Origin of the sequence: Streptomyces tropicalis (assembly GCF_029269835.1) — a bacterium.
In the GTDB taxonomy this organism is placed as follows: domain Bacteria; phylum Actinomycetota; class Actinomycetes; order Streptomycetales; family Streptomycetaceae; genus Streptomyces; species Streptomyces tropicalis.
In genome coordinates this window covers 42878-59537 of the sequence record NZ_JARJBB010000009.1, presented here as the reverse complement: position 1 = coordinate 59537, position 16660 = coordinate 42878, and the positions used below count along the sequence as shown (strand labels likewise).

Sequence of the window (16660 nt, the reverse complement as noted above, 5' to 3'; positions counted from 1 at the left end):
CGCCGGTTTTGTGCTTCCGACGGGGGCGACATTACCGCCGAGTAGTGGCAGTTGTGGAGGGGGAGACGCCCATCGTGTTCCAGCCGTTGCCCGTGGTCAGCGGCCCCGCGTGGGGCAGCAGACCACCGCCCGGCAGCGTGAGGGTCGCTTTGGGGACCGGAATCGGCGGCGTTCCGGACCCCTTCGCGAGGCCGGCCGTGGGGGACGGGCCGGGGGAGGAGGAGGGGGAGGGCTCCGACGGCGCACGCGAACGACCGGGGCCCGGCGTCCGGTTCTCCGACCGCTTCGGCGGCGACGGGTGAGGCCGCTTCGGGCGGGACGGCTTCGGCCGCTCCGACCCGGATCCGCCGGACGCGTCCGGCACCACGCGGTGTCCGGTCAGGTAGTACGCGTACCACGCCTCGACGGTGCGGAGATAGGCGTCCGAGTGGTTGTAGCCCAGGATCGCCGCGTCCAGGTCGGCGGGGTTCGACAGGTCCCGGCCTCCCGCGCACAGGTATCGGCCGGCGGCGAGCGCCGCGTCGTAGACGTTGTTCGGGTCCGCCCGTCCGTCGCCGTTGCCGTCCGCTCCCCAGCGCGCCCAGGTGGACGGGATGAACTGCATCGGGCCGACCGCACGGTCGTACGCCGCGTCCCCGTCGTACGCACCGCCGTCGGTGTCCGCCACGACGGCGAAGGCACCGCCGGTCAGCCGCGGGCCGAGAATGGGCGTCACGGTCGTACCGTCCCCGGTCACCCGGCCGCCCCGTGCCTGCCCGGACTCCACCTGCCCGATCGCGGCCAGCACCTGCCAACGCAGCCCGCAGCGCGGCGCGCTACGCGCCAACTCCTCCTCCGCACGCCGGTACGCGGCGAACACGCTCACGGGCAGGACACCACCACCGTCCGTCACTCCCCGTGCCGAGCCCTTCCTCCGCGTCCGCAGCGGGGGAAGGCCGATGCGATACGGGGTGTCGCCGGACACGCTGAGGGGGTGCGCGGCGGGTGCCGCCCTCCGCGCCGACTCCACTCCGGCCGAGACCGCGCTCGGCGCCTGCGACGCGGTCAGCACGGCCGTCACCGCCACCGCGATCGCCGTACCCCTGGCACCCTTCAGCGCCCCTTCGAGTGCACGCGCTGTCACTGTGCATCCCCTCCGTGGGTGAATCCGTTCGTCTGCTCTACGCGGCCGGAGGGCAGGTCCGTCGCGCGGAACCGGGGGGATCGGGCGGGCGCCCCTCCGGGAGCGGGGTACGCATGCGTGCCCCGGGCCGTCCCGGATGCCGGGGCGCTGGATGCGCCGGCGGCGCTTTCGCCCCCGGCACCGAGCCGGAGGCCCGTCCGGCCGGCGCCGGGGCAGCCCGCCGGCGAGGCCCTTCCGGTCCACAGGGGGTGCGTGGCCCGGGGGAGGAGCGGTAAGGGACGGTGCGGCGGTTCCCGGCCAGGGCCGGGACCGTTCCCGGTACCCGTGACCCCGATGTGATCGGCACCCCGTGGTCTCCGCCGCACGGGTGCGCCGGGGGGCGCTGGAGGCATACGGGCGGCCGCGCCCCGGAGTGACGCCCCGCGCGGGGGCGGCGTGGGGATATCGGCCGCAAAGAGGGTGCAAAGTGCGTCCGCGGTCGGACAACCCGGGAGGCTGGGGCAACATCTTGGTGAACGAGGGGCGCCGCGCGATCGGAGCGGGACGCCGCAGTCGCCGGATGAGGTGAGGGAAGCCGTGGTCGAACCGGTGCAGCCGAGGATCGCCGTCGCCGTGGTGACCATGGGCAACCGGCCCGTCGAGGTCGACGCGCTGCTGGAGTCCGTGGCCAAGCAGGACGTCGCGCCGGCCCGCATCGTGATCGTCGGCAACGGCTGCCGGCTTCCCGAGTTCGCCCGCAGACTCTCCCTGCCCGGCGAGGTCACCACCGTCGACGTCGACGAGAACCTCGGCTGCCCCGGCGGGCGCAACGTCGCCCTCGCCCGGCTGCGGGAGTTCGGCGACGTCGACGTCGTCGTGGAGCTCGACGACGACGGGCTGCTCGTCGACCCGGACGTGCTGCGCCGGGTCCGGGACCTGTACGCGGCCGATCCCCGGCTCGGGATCGTCGGATTCCGCATCGCCGACGAGCTGGGCGAGACCCAGCAGCGGCACGTGCCCCGGGTCGGCGCGTCCGATCCGATGCGCGGCGGCTACGTGACCGGGTTCCTGGGCGGCGGGCACGCGCTGCGCATGGCGATGCTGGAGCAGACCGGCGACTGGCCCGCCGAGTTCTTCTTCGCGCACGAGGAGACCGACCTCGCCTGGCGGGCCGCCGACGCGGGCTGGCGCATCCTCTACGCGCCCGAGCTGCTGCTCCAGCACCCGAAGACCTCGCCCGCCCGGCACGCGATCTACTACCGGGTCACCGCCCGCAACCGGGTGTGGCTGGTCCGGCGGCGGCTGCCGCTGCTGCTCGTCCCGGTGCATCTGGGGGTCTGGGCGCTGCTCACCCTGCTGCGCACCCGGTCGCTCGCCGGGCTCCGGGCCTGGTGCGGCGGTTTCGCGGAGGGGCTGCGGGAGCCGGCCGGTGAGCGGCGGCCGATGCGCTGGCGCACGGTCTGGCGGCTCACCCGGCTGGGCCGGCCCCCGGTCATCTGACCTCCGAGAGCCGTACGGCGGGCCGCCTCGCCCCGGCGAGACCGGGCGGGAGGCACCGAAGGGAACGCGGACGAGGGCCCCGGTCGTTCACCTCTGCCGACCGGAGCCCCTCGCGTCCCCGGATCCGGCCGGCGGCGACACTCCCCCGAGTTGCGCGTCGTACGCGCGCACCGACGGGCCGTATCCGATGCAGTGATCACATCAGGCCACGCCAACGGATCGCTAACATGTGGCGAACGCTTTTCCCGGCGGTCGCCGGCGTGATGGCGTGAAGTCGTCGTCCAGGGCGGCCGGCTGCTGTGCACGGAGCGGTGATCCGCCCCGGCGGCGGCCTCCGTCGGACGGTGCGGCCGGCGGGTGGCCGCGCGGGAAGGCAGTGGGCGTACGGAAGGGCAGTGGGCGCGTGATGCGGTGCGAGCTGCGGTTCGGACTGCTGGGGCCGCCCGTGCTGTACCGGGCGGCAGGGACCGAGGGGGAGCGGCCGCCCGGGGCCGGGGCGGGCCGCACGTCCGGCGCCGAGGCCGGGCGGACATCCACCGGGGCCGGAAGGGCATCCTCCGCCGAGGCCGACCGGACACCCTGCGCCGAGGCCGGTTGCCCCCTGCCCCCCGTGCGCCCGATCGGCAGCCCCAAGGTGCGTGCCCTGCTGGCCGCCCTGCTCCTGGAGGCCGGCCGCGTGGTCCCGGTCGAGACGCTCAAGGACGCGCTGTGGGGCGGCGCGCCGCCGGTCTCCGCGCAGGCCTCGCTGCACAACCACGTGGCCAGGCTGCGCCGCCTCCTCGACGACCCGGACCGGCTGCGCGCCGTGCCGACCGGCTACGTGCTCCGGGTCGACCGGGGCGAACTCGACCTCCATGTCTTCGAGGACCGGCTCACCGAGGCGCGCGCCGCGCACTCCGACGGCGCGTGGGCGCGGGTGCTGCGCGCCTGCACGGCGGCGCTCGCGCTGTGGCGGGGCGAGCCGCTGAGCGGGCTGCCCGCCGAACTCGGCGGCTACGCCGTCGTGCAGCGCCTGGACGAGGCGCGACTGCTCCTCCTGGAGTGGCGCTACGACGCCGAACTGGCCCTCGGCGGCCCCCGGCTCGGCGGGCTGGTCCCGGAACTGGCGGCGCTGGCCGCCGAGTACCCGCTGCGGGAGGCGTACCACCGTCAGCTGATGCTCGCCCTGCACCGCACCGGACGCCGGGCCGAGGCGCTGGCGGTCCACCGGGACCTGCGGGCCCGGCTGGTCGGGGAGCTCGGCGTCGAGCCGGGCCCGGCCGTGCGGGAGGCCCATCTGGAGGTGCTCCGGGGACCGGCCGCCGAGGGCGGGGAACCGGCCGTCCACGGTCAGTCCCCGGCACCGGAGGACGACATGACGGCGCAGCCCAGCCCGGCCCAGCTGCCGCCGCCCCCGGCGCACTTCACCGGACGGGGCGAGGAGGTGCGGGCGCTGCGCCGGACGCTGGCCGGCCCGCCCGGCAAAAGCACCCCGGTCGCCGTGGTGAGCGGCATGGCCGGGGTCGGCAAGAGCGCGCTGGCCCTGCATGCGGCGCACGGGCTGCGGGAACGTTTCCCCGACGGTCAGCTCTACGTCCACCTGCACGGCGCCACCCCCGGCATGACCCCGCTCACCCCCGGTGCCGCGCTGCGCGCCCTGCTCCGGGACCTCGGCGCCGAGCCCCGCCGGATCCCCGAGCACCCGGACGCGGCCGCCGCCCTGCTGCGGACCCTGCTCGCTCCGACGCGCACGCTCCTCGTCCTCGACGACGCCGAGAGCGCGGCGCAGGTGCGGCCGCTGCTGCCCGCCGGGGCCGGCTGCGCGGTGATCGTCACCAGCCGTTCGCCGCTGACCGCGCTCGACGGCGCCCGCCGCTTCCCGCTCGCCCCGCTGTCCGGGGAGGACAGCGCGGCGCTGCTGCGGGCGGTCTCCGGGCGCGACGGGCTCGACGCCGGGCATCCGCTCGTCGAGCTCACCGGCCGGCTGCCGCTGGCGCTGCGGGTCGTCGCCGCCCGGCTGGCCGCCCGCCGGGCCCTCGCCCCCGACGTGCTCGCCGGCCAGCTGACCGCGACCGGAGGGCGGTTGCGGCACCTGGAGTACGACGACCTGAGCGTGCGCCGCTCCCTCGCCGTCGCCCACGACGCCCTCGGCGCCTCCGACCGCGAGGCCGACCGGGACGCGGCCCACGCCCTGAACCGCATCGGCGCGCTCGACCTGCCCGTGTACGGGGCCGCCCTGCTCGCCCGCCTCACCGGCACCGACGAGCCGCGCGCCGAGGCCGCCCTCGACCGCCTCGTCGACGTGGCGCTCCTGGAGGAGTCGGCGTACGGCCGGTACGTCCCGCACGACCTGGTGCGCGACTTCGCCCGCGAACTCGCCGAGACGGCGCCGGGCGCGGACGCCGCCGAGGCCGCGCTGCGCTGGTACGCGGCCGTCGCCGAGCACGCGCTGGCCGCGATCGTGGAACCGGGGCTCGACCGGGAGGACCGGTTGCGTCCCACGGTGGCGCAGCCGCCGGAGCACACCGCGGACGTGCGTTCCGTCGCGCCGTTCGCCGGTGCGGAGGAGGCCTTCGCGTGGGGCGACGTCGAGCTGGAGAACGTCGTCGCGCTCGCCGGGCGCTGCGGCGCGGCGCCCTCCGCCCGGGAGGACGGCGGGACGGCGGCCGGCGACCGCAGGACCGCCCACCTGTCCACGCTGATCCGGCTCTTCTTCCCCTACGCCCAGCGCAGCGGGCGGGTCGCCGAGATGGAGGTGCTCGGCGGGGCCGGGCTCGAAGCGGCGCGCGCCCTGGGCGACGAGGGCGCCGAGGCGTATGCGCTGGGCGACCTGGCCGGACTGCACTTCCTCACCGGCCGCCAGAACGAGGCCCTCGCCCTCAACGACCGCTCACTGGAGATCTGGCGGCGGCTCGGCGTCCCCTCCCGCATCCGGCGCTGCCTCAACAACCGGGGCCTGCTGCTGCAGAGCCTCGGCCGGCACGACGAGTCCGGCGACGCACTGCGGCAGAGCCTGGAGTGCTCCCGGCAGCTCAACGACCCCTACGGCGAGGCCGTCACCCACAGCCACCTCGGCAACCTCTACGAGCACACCGACCCCCGGGCCGCCATCGGGCAGCACCGGCGCTCCCTCGCCATCGGCCACGAGATCGGCGCCGTCATCGTGCAGCACACCGCGCACTGCAACATCGGCTACGCGCATCTCACCCTCGGCGAACCGGAGGCGGCCGCCGGGCACTTCGAGGAGAGCCTCGGCATCCTCGGCGCCCACGGCGACTGGCACGGGGAGTCCCAGACCCGGCTCGGCCTGGTGCGCGCCCTGCGGGAACTGGGCCGCCCCGACCGCGCCCACCACGAGTGCGGCGTCCTGCTGCACCGCGCCGACACCCGGGCGGACCGCTACACGGGCGGCCTCGCCCGGCACCAACTCGGCCTGGTGCTGCGGGACCGGGGGGACCTGGACGAGGCGCGCACCCAGTGGCGCGCGGCGCTGGTGGCGCTGGACGGGACGGACGAGAGGGCGGTGGCGGGGGAGCTGCGGGAGCTCCTGGAGGCGGGGTCCGGCACCGGGTGACGGGCGGGCCGGGGATCGCGGCCCCGGCGGGCGGCCGCCTCCGGGTGCGCCGCGGGGCGGTGGGCGCGGCGGCCCCGCACCCCGGCGAGGGCCCGTGGCGACCCGCGAGGCGAACGCCCCGGGCCGACGGATCCGTTCACTTCGCGTCCGCGTAGCACTCCACCACCGCCGTGGTGAACGGAAAGCGCACCGGCGTCCGCCCGAAGGTCAGCCGCCCGGCCAGCTCCGCCGCCTCCCGGATCGCCTCGACGACCGCGTCGGCCTCGTCCCGCGGGCAGTGCACGATCACCTCGTCGTGCTGGAAGAAGACCAGCTCGGCCGCCATGTCCCGGCAGGACCGGCGCAGCGCCGCGAGCATCAGCAGGGCCCAGTCGGCCGCGCTGCCCTGGACGACGAAGTTCCGCGCGAAACGGCCCCGGGCGCGGGCGTCGGTCGAGGCGCGGCCCGGCACCCGGCCCCGGTCGGCGGAGGTGTCGCCGGGGTCCTCCTGCGGCAGGCCCGCCTCGCCGTCGTCGCCCGCTTCGGCGGCCGGCGGGCAGGTGCGGCCCAGCCAGGTCCGCACGAGGCGCCCCTCCTCGCCCGCCCGTGCCGCCTCGTCGACGTACGCCACCGCCAGCGGGAAACGGCGTCTGAGCGCGGCGAGGTTCTTCAGGCCGTCGCCGGAGGTCTGGCCGTAGACCGCGCCGAGGACGGCGAGCTTGGCCTGGCCGCGGTCCCCGGAGAAGGCGCGGTCCGACACCGACTGGTACAGGTCGGTGTCCCGGCCGGCCACCTCCATCAGGCCGGGGTCGCGGGAGATCGCGGCGAGCACGCGCGGCTCCATCTGGTCGGCGTCGGCGACGACGAGCCGCCACCCGGGGTCGGCGACCACGGCGCGGCGGATGACCTTGGGGATCTGCAGGGCGCCCCCGCCGTGGGTCACCCAGCGCCCGGTGACCGTGCCGCCGGCCAGGAACTCCGGCCGGAAGCGGCCCTCGCGCACCCAGTCCTGCAGCCAGGACCAGCCGTGCGCGACCCAGATGCGGTACAGCCGCTTGTACGCGAGCAGGGGGGCGACCGCCGGATGGTCGACGGACTCCAGCTCCCAGCGGCGGGTGGACCCGACCCTGATCCCGGCCCGCGCGAAGGCCCGGACCACCTCGGCGGGCAGGTCGGGCCGCACCCGGTGGCCGAAGGCGGCCGAGACCTCGTCGGCGAGCTCGGCCAGACGGCGGGGCTCGCCGCCGCCCGCGTACCGCTCGCCGAGCAGTTCCCGGAGCACCTCGCGGTGCACGTCCGCGCGCCAGGGCAGGCCCGCACGGTTCATCTCGGCGGCGATCAGCATCCCCGCCGACTCGGCGGCCGTCAGCAGGCGCATCCGGTCGGGATGGGCGGCCCGGTCGTGCCGCCGCTGCTGCTCGGCGTAGACCGCGAGGAGGTCGGCCAGCGGCAGGCGCACGCCCTGCGTCTCGAAGAGCGCCGACTGCGCACCGGGCGCGGTGGACCGCGGCGGCGGATCGGGGGGTACGGGCCCGCCGCGCAGCCGGGCCAGGGCGGCCGCCGCCGATCGGGGCAGGCCCGAGCGGCCCTCGTGGCCGAGCAGGAGGGTCTCGGCGTCCTCGACGTCGTAGCACCGCTCCACGCGCACGCCCGCGGCGAGCAGGCGCGGATACACCTCGGCGGTGGACCGCCACACCCACCGGGTGACGCCCGGGCGGGCGCGCACCGCCTCGGCGAGGTCCGCCTCCCTGCGCTCCGGCCCGGCGGGCAGCCCGTCCGGACCGAGGGGGGCGACCTCCGCGCCGCCGTCCTCGGTCGGAGCCAGCGCCCACCGGTCGGTCACACCGCGAGTCTCGCAGCCGGGTACGACAACGGCCCGGGTCACGGCGCGGGTCCCGGCCCGCGGTGCCCCGATCCCCGCTGCCCGATGCGCGTCGCTCGATGCGCGTCGCCCCGGCCCGCATCGTGCGGCGGCCCCGCCGTCCGCGCCGCCCGACACGCGTCGCTCGATGTGCGTCGAGCCGGCCCGTGTCGAGGCGGCGCGCGCACCGGCCCCTGCCGGTGTGCGCGCGGCCGCCGGACGTCAGGTGCCGGATTCGCCGGCCCGGGGAGCGTCGTCCTGCGCGGAGGTCCCGGAGAGTTGCGCGAGGACCGTGGCGACGTACTCCTCGGTGCGCGCCTTCTCGAGGCCGAGGCCGCTCAGGACGCCCTCGCCGTTCTCCTGCTCCAGCAGGGCCAGCAGGATGTGCTCGGTGCCGATGTAATGGTGGCCGAGCCGCAGGGCCTCCCGGAAGGTCAGCTCCAGTGCCTTCTTCGCGGCCGGGCCGTACGGGACGAGCTCGGGGGCGTCCGCGGCGGCCGGGGGCAGCGCGGCGGTGGCGGCCGCGCGGACCGCGTCCCGGCCGACGCCCTGCTCCTCGATCGCCTTCACGGCCAGGCCCCCCGGTTCGGCGAGCAGTCCGAGCACGAGGTGGGCGGGGGCGCCCTCGGGGCTGTGGGCCGCCTTGGCCTCCTCGTGGGCGGCCATGACGACGCTCCGCGCGCGGGGCGTGTACCGGCTGAACCCCTGGGAGAGGTCGAGGTCGGGCGACTCCTTCGGCACGAACCGCTTCTGCGCGGCCTGCCGGGTGACGCCCATGCTCCTGCCGATGTCGGTCCAGGAGGCGCCCGACCGCCTCGCCTGGTCGACGAAGTGCCCGATGAGGTGGTCCGCCACCTCGTCGAGGTGCTCGGCGGCGAGCACGGCGTCCTGGAGCTGCTGGAGGGGCTCTTCGTGGACCGTCTTGATGGCCGAGACGAGGTCGTCCAGACGGACGGTCGACCTGATGGCAGGATGCGTCATGCGTCAACCATAGGTTGACGATCGGAGGGTGTCAACTGGAAGTTGACACTTGAGTCGCGAAGTCGGGCGCCGAGGTCCGGGCCGTCGAGCCGGCGACTGTCCACAGGGTGTGGACGGACGGCCGGCCCGCGCGCCCCGCATGGCACCATCGACGGGTGAGCGACCCCAGCACCGCCGGGACGGTCGACCGCGCCTTCGCGGCCGCGCTGTACGCCCCGGCCGACGACGCCCTCGACACCGGCGCCTCGATACTCGCGGCCGATCCGGCGGCCGACGCCGAACGGGACCGGCGCGGGCGCGACTTCGTGGCCGCGGCATGGCGGCGCGGCTGGCAGCCCGCCGACCTCGCCCGGTTCGTGCGCCGTGAGCTGGACGGGCCGCACCTGAACCTCGTGGCCGCGCTGATCCGGGCGCAGGTCCCGGACGACCGGCCGCGCGGTCCGCGCTGGGCGGCCCAGCTCGCCGCGCTGCCCGTCGAGGCGCCCGGCGGGACCGACCGCTTCTCGCACGCCACCGCCGTCCTGGAGCTGTACCGGCTGCTGCTCCGCCTGCCCGCGCTGGAGCCGCTGGACGAGCCCGCGCGGGCACCCCGGGCCGAGTCCCGCACGCTCACCCGGATCCGGGCGCTGCTCGCCAAGGCGGAGGCGACCGCTTACCCGGAGGAGGCCGAGGCGCTCAGTGCCAAGGCCCAGGAGCTGATGGCCCGGCACAGCGTCGACGAGGCGCTGCTCGCGGCCGGCGCCCCGGCAGCGGACGCCCCCGGAGCCTGCCGCATCGGCGTGGAACCGCCGTACGAGCAGGCCAAGGCCGTCCTGCTCGACGCGGTCGCGACGGCCAACCACTGCCGCGCCGTGTGGAACGAACCCCTCGGCTTCTCGACCGTCGTCGGCTTCGAGGCCGACCTGGAGGCGGTCGAGCTCCTCCACACCTCGCTGCTCGTCCAGGCGTCGACCGCGATGACCCGCGCCGAGCCGGCGCAGAGGGCCGGCGGCCGCAGACGGACGAAGACCTTCCGGCAGTCCTTCCTCGCCGCCTACGCCCACCGGATCGGCACCCGTCTCACGGCCGTCGCCCAGGCCCAGGTCGCCGAGGACCTGCTGCCGGTGCTGGCGACCCGGGACGTCGCGGTCACCGACCACCTGGACCGCATGTTCCCGGAGACGACCACCACGCGGATGCGCGGCGTCAGCGACGCGGCGGGCTGGACCGAGGGCTCCCGGGCCGCGGACCGGGCGCAGGTCCGGTCCCGTCCCCGGCTGGGCTGACGCCCCCGCGGCCGACCGCCGGGCTGCGGCCCGGGGCCACCGCGACGGCGGCTGCCGCCCAGGATCCACCGTGCCGGGGCTGCTGCCCGGAGTCGCTGTACCGGGGCCGCCGTGCCGGGGTCACCGCCCCGAGCCGCCGCGCCGAAGCCGGCACCCCGGAGCCACCGGGCCTGGGCGTTCGCGCCCCAGCGGCCCCAGCGGCCCGAGCCGCCCGAGTCACCCGAGCGGCCCGAGCCGCCCGATGCCGCCCGTCAGTCCCCGGCCTGGGTGAAGGCGGTCACGGACGCGTTCGGGTCCTTCGCGTCCTTCTTGCCCTGGACGGGACCGTAGGACCAGGTGAAGTTCTGGCTGTCGGACGCGCCGGGCAGGCTGAGCCGGAGCGTCTTCGCCGGGAGGCTCGCCGCGTCGCCGTCCTTGCCCCGCACGTAGCTGAGCGTGAAGGTCGCGGTGCCGTCCTTCGGCAGGGTCAGCTTCTGCGGCGTGCCGGCCTTGTCCGCGGGCACGGTCGCCGTGCTGCCGCCGGCGGCCAGGACGACGCCGGGGAAGCCGTCCAGGGTGCACTGGGCGCCGCGGTTGGTGATCGTGACGGGCACGTCGCCGTTGTCGCCCGCGGAGGGGGCCGCGTTGGCGGGGCCGACCTGCACCCCGACCTGGCCGATCCGGCAGGCGGTGCGGTCGGTGTTCTTGTTTCCGGTCTCCTTGCCGTCGCCCCCGCCGCTGCTGCAGGCGGTGAGCACGAGGGCCGCCGCGACGGCGGTGGCGGCGGTGACGCTGAGGGGAATGGCGCGCATGAGGTGGTTCCTTGGGGTCGTGACGATGCTCAAGGATCATCACGCATGAGGGTGCGACGCGCGGCCACTTCCCGCCGCCGGGCCGGAGCCCCGCACGGCCGGTGCGGCCGTGGCGCGGCGGCCGGGGGCCGCGGCACCACGCCGACCTCAGCGAACGTCAGGAGCCGAGGCTCGCCGTGGGCAGGCCGGACGGAAGCGTCCCGCCCTCCGACCGGGTGTACGTCTCCTTGCCGAGACCACCCTCCCAGGTCACCTTGAGCGTGGTCTTGTTGACGGACTCCACCATGCCGGTGCTGCGCTTCTGGCTTCCGTCCGTGCACTTCAGGTGGAGCATCTGCATTCCGGCCTCCTCGCCCGCGGTCCCGCTGCACACGGTGCCGCCGGTGGCGAAGAGCCCCGCCTTGGTGCCGGTGATCACCAGCGCGACGGCCTTGCCGTCGGTGGTGGCGAGCCAGCTGCCCGCCAGGGCGGACGCGGTCGGCGCGCTGCCGGAGCCGCTGCCCGTGCCGGCGGTCGAGGATCCGCTGGGCGCGGACGAGGCGCCGTCCCCGGAACCGCCGCCGCTGTTGCTGCACGCGGACAGCGCGAACGCGCAGGCCACGCCGGCCGCCGCGGCCCCGACGCGCAGACGGCGGCGGGCAGCGGTACGGGGGGCACACGAGGAGGACGCCGAAGTCACAGGAAGCTCCCAAGCTTTGGCCGAGACGACCGCAGCAAGCTACCAGGAGTACCGGGAGGCGTCCCGGGCCCGGGGTCCCACGAGCCACCGGACGCCGTCCGTCGCGCCGACGCGCCGGGCAATTTCCGGATCCCTGGAACAGGAACGCCCCGGCGTGCGTCTCTTCCTCGTGCACGGCCGCTCCGGGCCGGACGTCCCGTGCAGGGCGGAGGGCCCGCGCGCGTCCGAAGCCTGCACGGCGGACGGCGCGTTCAGCCCGGCGAAGGGTGCGTGCCCGTCGGCCCCGGCCCGCCGGGACCACGGGAGGGCGGGCTCTCGCGGCAGGCGGTGGCCGGGATCGCGAACGGGGGCGGAGGGCCGCATGTCCTGCGGGTTCCGGGGCAGGCGAGGGAACAGTCCGGGCAGCCGGACGTCGAAGCGGTTCCGATCGGCGACGAGCCGGGAACCGCGGCTGTGACTGTCGCACCACTGCGCGTGCACGTGCATCTGCTCATGCATCTGCACATGGACGGGGTTATGATCCGGGTCAGTTGACCGATGCATCAATGGCCACACCAGCCAGTGCACCACCGGGGAGCGACCTGTGGACCACGACGTTGAGGCCGTGCACGGGGGAGACGACGTGCACAACGGCATGGCGGCCACGCGACTGAGCGGGGCGGCCTGGCAGAAGAGCCGGCACAGCAACTCGCAGGGATCCTGCGTGGAGTTCGCCCGGCTGCCGGGCGGGGAGGTGGCGGTGCGCAACTCGCGCTTCCCCGACGGCCCCGCGCTCGTCTACACGCGGGCGGAGATCGAGGCGATGCTGCTCGGCATCAAGGACGGCGAGTTCGACCACCTGATCGCCGGCTGAGGCCGGCCGGGTCGGGCGCCGGCCCGGACCCGGAACCGCGTCCGCGCGTGTGACGCGCGTAGAACCTGGGCGTCGCTGAGAGCCGCGGTCCTCTCATGTGGAGGTTCGGAGCCGGAACAGCGCCCAGACGACCTTGCCGCCGAACGTGCCCGACAGCGGGTGCCAGCCCCAGCTGTCGCTGAAGGAGTCGACCAGGAACAGGCCGCGTCCGGACTCCGCGGAGCAGTCGTCGGGGTCGCGGGCGACCGGGCTGTCCTGACTGGGGTCGCGCACCGCGCACACCAGCCGCTCGGTCCAGCGCAGCAGATGCAGGCGCACGGGCGGCCCCTGTGCGGGATCCTGGGGCGCGGCCGCGGGCAGCGCGTGCCGCAGGGCGTTGGTCACCAGCTCGGAGACCACCAGGCAGGCGTCGTCGAAGCGGTCGCCGGTGTCCCACTGGTCGAGTGTCCTGCGGGTGAACCTGCGCGCCTCGCCCACGGCCTCGTAGCGGGCCGGCAGGGCGCAGGAGGCGGCGTTGGACACGGCCGCGGGGTCGAGCGGCGGAAGGCCCTGCCGTAACGGCTCGAGCATGGTCGATCCATTCGTCCCCATGCGAGGCACTCCCGGGAATTCGCGGTCGTTGCGATGCAGCGGTGGCGCGGGACCATGGTTTCGGATGCGTACAGCAGATGCAAGGGCAGATGCACGTGCACGCGACCGAATTGGACCCTCCCGTACCGCTTACTGGCCATTTTTTCCGCCATCTTCTCGCCTGCCGCATGCCTGCTTCTTGCCGTCCGCTGCCCGAAGTCCGCGATCTCTTTTCGTTTCCGTAATCGCACGAGTACTGCTCGGAGTGATTTAGTGGCAGACTGCGGCCCCTGAAGACGGTTGGGGAGGCTGGCGAACGTGAGCGCGGGAGAGCCCGGATCGGTGGTGCGGCGCATGCTGCTCGGCTCGCAACTCAGGCGACTGCGTGAGGCCCGGGGGATCACGCGTGAGGCGGCGGGCTACTCGATCCGCGCCTCGGAATCCAAGATCAGCCGTATGGAGCTGGGCCGGGTGAGCTTCAAGACCAGGGACGTGGAGGACCTGCTGACGCTGTACGGCATCACGGACGAGGCGGAGCGCACCTCGCTTCTCTCCCTCGCCAAGGAGGCCAACGTCGCCGGCTGGTGGCACAGTTACTCCGACGTCCTGCCCAGCTGGTTCCCCACCTATGTGGGCCTGGAGGGCGCCGCGTCGCTGATCCGGGTCTACGAGGTGCAGTTCGTGCACGGCCTGCTCCAGACCGAGGAGTACGCGCGCGCGGTCGTCCGGCGGGGCATGCAGGGCGCGAGCGAGGCGGACGTGGAGCGGCGCGTGGCGCTGCGCCTGGAGCGGCAGAAGTACCTCGTCTCGGAGAACGCCCCGGAGCTCCACATCGTCCTGGACGAGGCCGCGCTGCGCCGGCCGTACGGCGACCGCGATGTCATGCGCGGCCAGCTCCAGCACCTGATCGACGTCTCCGAGCGGCCCAACGTGCGGCTGCAGGTCATGCCGTTCGGCTTCGGCGGGCACTCCGGCGAGTCCGGCGCCTTCACGATCCTGAGCTTCCCGGAGTCCGACCTCTCGGACGTCGTCTACCTGGAGCAGCTCACCAGCGCGCTCTACCTGGACAAGCGCGAGGACGTCGCGCTGTACGAGCGGGCGCTCAAGGAGCTCCAGCAGGACAGCCCGGGCCCGGACGAGAGCCGCGACCTGCTGCGCGGTCTGCTCACCCTGTCCTGACCCGCCCCCTCGGCACCGCCCCGGCACGGCGCAGGTGGTCCTTTCCGGCGTACGCACGGTCCAACCCACGTGTCACACAAGTACGATGACGCCTGATCAGACCGTGAAGTGATCGGGAGTCGACCGCGTTCCGACTGCTTCGACCGCCTCGGCAGCAGGGGGAAAGGGAGCACATGTCGTCCTACTTCACCGACCTGGCACAGCAGTACATCGACGGCGCGTGGCGTCCGGGTACCGGCTCCTGGGACATCATCGACTTCAATCCGTACGACAGCGAGAAGCTCGCCTCGATCACGATAGCCACGGTCGACGAGGTCGACGAGGCCTACCGGGCCGCCGCCCGCGCGCAGAAGGAGTGGGCCGCCACCAACCCCTACACCCGGCGGGGCGTCTTCGAGCGGGCGCTGCGCCTGATCGAGGAGCGCGAGCAGGAGATCGCCGACGCGATCACCGCCGAGCTGGGCGGCACCCGGCTGAAGGCCGGCTTCGAGCTGCACCTCGCCAAGGAGTTCCTGCGGGAGTCGGTCCACCTGGCGCTGCGCCCCGAGGGCCGGATCCTCCCGTCCCCGGTCGACGGCAAGGAGAACCGCGTCTACCGCGAGCCGGTCGGCGTGGTGGGTGTGATCAGCCCCTTCAACTTCCCCTTCCTGCTGTCGATCAAGTCGGTCGCCCCGGCGCTCGCGCTCGGCAACGCCGTGGTGCTCAAGCCGCACCAGAACACGCCGGTCACCGGCGGCTCCCTGATCGCGAAGATCTTCGAGGACGCGGGACTCCCGGGCGGCCTGCTGAACGTGGTGATCACCGACATCGCGGAGATCGGCGACGCCTTCATCGAGCACCCCGTCCCCAAGGTCATCTCCTTCACCGGCTCCGACCAGGTCGGCCGGCACGTCGCCACCGTGTGCGCGGCGCAGTTCAAGCGCTCGGTGCTCGAACTGGGCGGCAACAGCGCGCTGGTGGTGCTGGACGACGCGGACGTCGACTACGCCGTGGACGCGGCGGTCTTCAGCCGCTACGTCCACCAGGGCCAGGTCTGCATGGCCGCGAACCGGGTGCTCGTGGACCGCTCGGTCGCCGAGGAGTTCACCGCGAGGTTCGTCGCCAAGGTCGCGTCCCTGAAGGTCGGCGACCCCCGCGACCCGGAGACGGTCATCGGCCCGCTGATCAACTCCTCGCAGGCGGACGCCGTCTCGGCCGCCGTCGAGCAGGCGCTCGCCGAGGGGGCCACGGCGCTGCTGCACGGCACCGCGACCGACAACCTGGTCGCCCCGTCCGTGCTGACGGGGCTCCCGGCGGACTCCGCCCTGCTGCGGCAGGAGATCTTCGGCCCCGTCGCCTTCGTCGTCCCGTTCGACGGCGAGGAGGAGGCCGTCCGGATCGTCAACGACACCCCGTACGGCCTGAGCGGGGCCGTCCACACCGGCGACGTGGAGCGGGGTGTGCGCTTCGCCCGGCAGATCGACACGGGCATGTTCCACGTGAACGACGGCACCGTGCACGACGAGCCGCTGGTGCCCTTCGGCGGTGAGAAGCACTCCGGCCTCGGCCGGCTGAACGGCGAGACCACCCTGGAGGCCTTCACGACCGTGAAGTGGGTCTCGGTGCAGCACGGCCGGAGCGCGTTCCCCTTCTGAGGATCCGGCGGATCGCGGATCGACCTGCCGGCGGCCCCTTGAGGACAGAATCTGTCCTCAAGGGGCCGTAGCGTCGTCGGTGTGGAGGCGGGGGCCTGATCCCCGCCCCGTGGACTTCCGACGAAAGGCGGCCGGTCATGGTCATGCACGTGCGAGCCGAGGCCCCGGGCGACGAGCGGGGAGCGCTGCTCGCCTTCATCGCCGAGCAGCGCGGCGGCGTCCGCCGGGCGGTGCTCGGGCTGACCGAGGAGCAGGCGCGCAGCCGCCCCAGCGCCAGCGAGCTGACCCTGGCGGGGCTGGTCAAGCACTGCGCCGAGGTCGAGCAGGCGTGGCTGGCCCGGGCCCGGCAGGAGCCGCCCGCGGTGCAGCGCACCCAGGCGAACTGGCACGAGTGCTTCCGGCTCGTCGGCGACGAGACGCTCGCCGGGCAGCTCGCCCACTGGGAGAAGATCGCCGCCGAGACGGAGGCGTACGTCCGCTCGGTGCCCAGCCTCGACGACACCTTCCCGCTGCCGAACGACCCCTGGTTCCCGCCGGACGAGCAGGTCTCCGTGCGCTGGCTCTGCCTGCACCTGATCCGCGAGACCGCCCGGCACGCCGGCCACGCCGACGTCATCCGGGAGTCGCTGGACGGGAAAACGGCGTTCGAGCTGGTGGCGGAGGAGCAGGGCAGCCCCTGGGGCTGACCGGGAGGACCCGGCCGGGAGCGGGCC

Annotated in this window: 13 protein-coding genes; 7 read left to right on the top strand and 6 right to left on the bottom strand. The window is 74.9% G+C overall.

The annotated features are described in order from the left end of the window. Positions 1 to 31 precede the first annotated feature (31 nt). Entirely contained in the window at positions 32 to 1123 is a 1092-nt protein-coding gene (locus P3H78_RS18855; protein ID WP_276110206.1) for a lytic transglycosylase domain-containing protein, read from the bottom strand. Positions 1124 to 1699: 576 nt separating this feature from the next. On the opposite strand from P3H78_RS18855, the gene P3H78_RS18850 reads away from it, so the two are divergent. Next, positions 1700 to 2602 (top strand): glycosyltransferase family 2 protein, encoded by a 903-nt coding sequence (locus P3H78_RS18850; protein ID WP_276110205.1) that lies wholly within the window; start codon positions 1700 to 1702, stop codon positions 2600 to 2602. A 406-nt stretch (positions 2603 to 3008) separates the two neighbouring features. Continuing rightward, the gene (locus P3H78_RS18845) at positions 3009 to 6155 is read left to right on the top strand and encodes an AfsR/SARP family transcriptional regulator (RefSeq protein ID WP_276110398.1); all 3147 of its coding nucleotides are present in this window, start codon (positions 3009 to 3011) and stop codon (positions 6153 to 6155) included. Between the two features lie 136 nt (positions 6156 to 6291). Here P3H78_RS18845 and P3H78_RS18840 read toward each other — a convergent pair whose 3' ends face one another. Further along, complete coding sequence (locus P3H78_RS18840; RefSeq protein WP_276110204.1) at positions 6292 to 7977, bottom strand: bifunctional 3'-5' exonuclease/DNA polymerase; 1686 nt, start codon at positions 7975 to 7977, stop codon at positions 6292 to 6294. Between the two features lie 240 nt (positions 7978 to 8217). Beyond that, positions 8218 to 8976, bottom strand: coding sequence for a Clp protease N-terminal domain-containing protein (locus P3H78_RS18835; RefSeq protein WP_276110203.1), 759 nt, complete (start codon positions 8974 to 8976; stop codon positions 8218 to 8220). Between the two features lie 155 nt (positions 8977 to 9131). Between P3H78_RS18835 and P3H78_RS18830 the strand changes: the two genes are divergently transcribed. Continuing rightward, on the top strand, positions 9132 to 10241 hold the full coding sequence (locus P3H78_RS18830) for a DUF2786 domain-containing protein (protein ID WP_276110202.1): 1110 nt from the start codon (positions 9132 to 9134) through the stop codon (positions 10239 to 10241). A 251-nt stretch (positions 10242 to 10492) separates the two neighbouring features. On the opposite strand, the gene P3H78_RS18825 is transcribed toward P3H78_RS18830, so the two are convergent. Continuing rightward, positions 10493 to 11032 (bottom strand): DUF4232 domain-containing protein, encoded by a 540-nt coding sequence (locus tag P3H78_RS18825; RefSeq protein WP_276110201.1) that lies wholly within the window; start codon positions 11030 to 11032, stop codon positions 10493 to 10495. Between the two features lie 157 nt (positions 11033 to 11189). After that, complete coding sequence (locus P3H78_RS18820; RefSeq protein ID WP_438827992.1) at positions 11190 to 11711, bottom strand: hypothetical protein; 522 nt, start codon at positions 11709 to 11711, stop codon at positions 11190 to 11192. Positions 11712 to 12294: 583 nt separating this feature from the next. Between P3H78_RS18820 and P3H78_RS18815 the strand changes: the two genes are divergently transcribed. Continuing rightward, the gene (locus P3H78_RS18815) at positions 12295 to 12564 is read left to right on the top strand and encodes a DUF397 domain-containing protein (protein ID WP_276110200.1); all 270 of its coding nucleotides are present in this window, start codon (positions 12295 to 12297) and stop codon (positions 12562 to 12564) included. A gap of 93 nt (positions 12565 to 12657) precedes the next feature. On the opposite strand, the gene P3H78_RS18810 is transcribed toward P3H78_RS18815, so the two are convergent. Continuing rightward, the gene (locus P3H78_RS18810) at positions 12658 to 13134 is read right to left on the bottom strand and encodes an ATP-binding protein (protein ID WP_276110199.1); all 477 of its coding nucleotides are present in this window, start codon (positions 13132 to 13134) and stop codon (positions 12658 to 12660) included. A gap of 342 nt (positions 13135 to 13476) precedes the next feature. Between P3H78_RS18810 and P3H78_RS18805 the strand changes: the two genes are divergently transcribed. The 3 genes from P3H78_RS18805 (at position 13477) to P3H78_RS18795 (ending at position 16633) form a co-directional block, all read left to right on the top strand. Beyond that, positions 13477 to 14313: a Sco1979 family transcriptional regulator gene (locus tag P3H78_RS18805; RefSeq protein ID WP_498073049.1), complete on the top strand. Its 837-nt coding sequence runs from the start codon at positions 13477 to 13479 to the stop codon at positions 14311 to 14313. 173 nt (positions 14314 to 14486) lie between these two features. Beyond that, positions 14487 to 15947, top strand: a complete 1461-nt coding sequence (locus P3H78_RS18800) for an aldehyde dehydrogenase family protein (protein WP_276110198.1) — start codon at positions 14487 to 14489, stop codon at positions 15945 to 15947. A 137-nt stretch (positions 15948 to 16084) separates the two neighbouring features. Next, positions 16085 to 16633, top strand: a complete 549-nt coding sequence (locus P3H78_RS18795) for a DinB family protein (RefSeq protein WP_276110197.1) — start codon at positions 16085 to 16087, stop codon at positions 16631 to 16633. Positions 16634 to 16660 lie beyond the last annotated feature (27 nt).

What these genes read in the sequence shown, in the direction of transcription:
- P3H78_RS18810 (WP_276110199.1), bottom strand. Translation starts at nt 13,134, where the DNA reads ATGCTCGAGCCGTTACGGCAGGGCCTTCCGCCGCTCGACCCCGCGGCC.
- P3H78_RS18845 (WP_276110398.1), top strand. Translation starts at nt 3,009, where the DNA reads ATGCGGTGCGAGCTGCGGTTCGGACTGCTGGGGCCGCCCGTGCTGTAC.
- P3H78_RS18800 (WP_276110198.1), top strand. Translation starts at nt 14,487, where the DNA reads ATGTCGTCCTACTTCACCGACCTGGCACAGCAGTACATCGACGGCGCG.
- P3H78_RS18835 (WP_276110203.1), bottom strand. Translation starts at nt 8,976, where the DNA reads ATGACGCATCCTGCCATCAGGTCGACCGTCCGTCTGGACGACCTCGTC.
- P3H78_RS18825 (WP_276110201.1), bottom strand. Translation starts at nt 11,032, where the DNA reads ATGCGCGCCATTCCCCTCAGCGTCACCGCCGCCACCGCCGTCGCGGCG.
- P3H78_RS18795 (WP_276110197.1), top strand. Translation starts at nt 16,085, where the DNA reads ATGGTCATGCACGTGCGAGCCGAGGCCCCGGGCGACGAGCGGGGAGCG.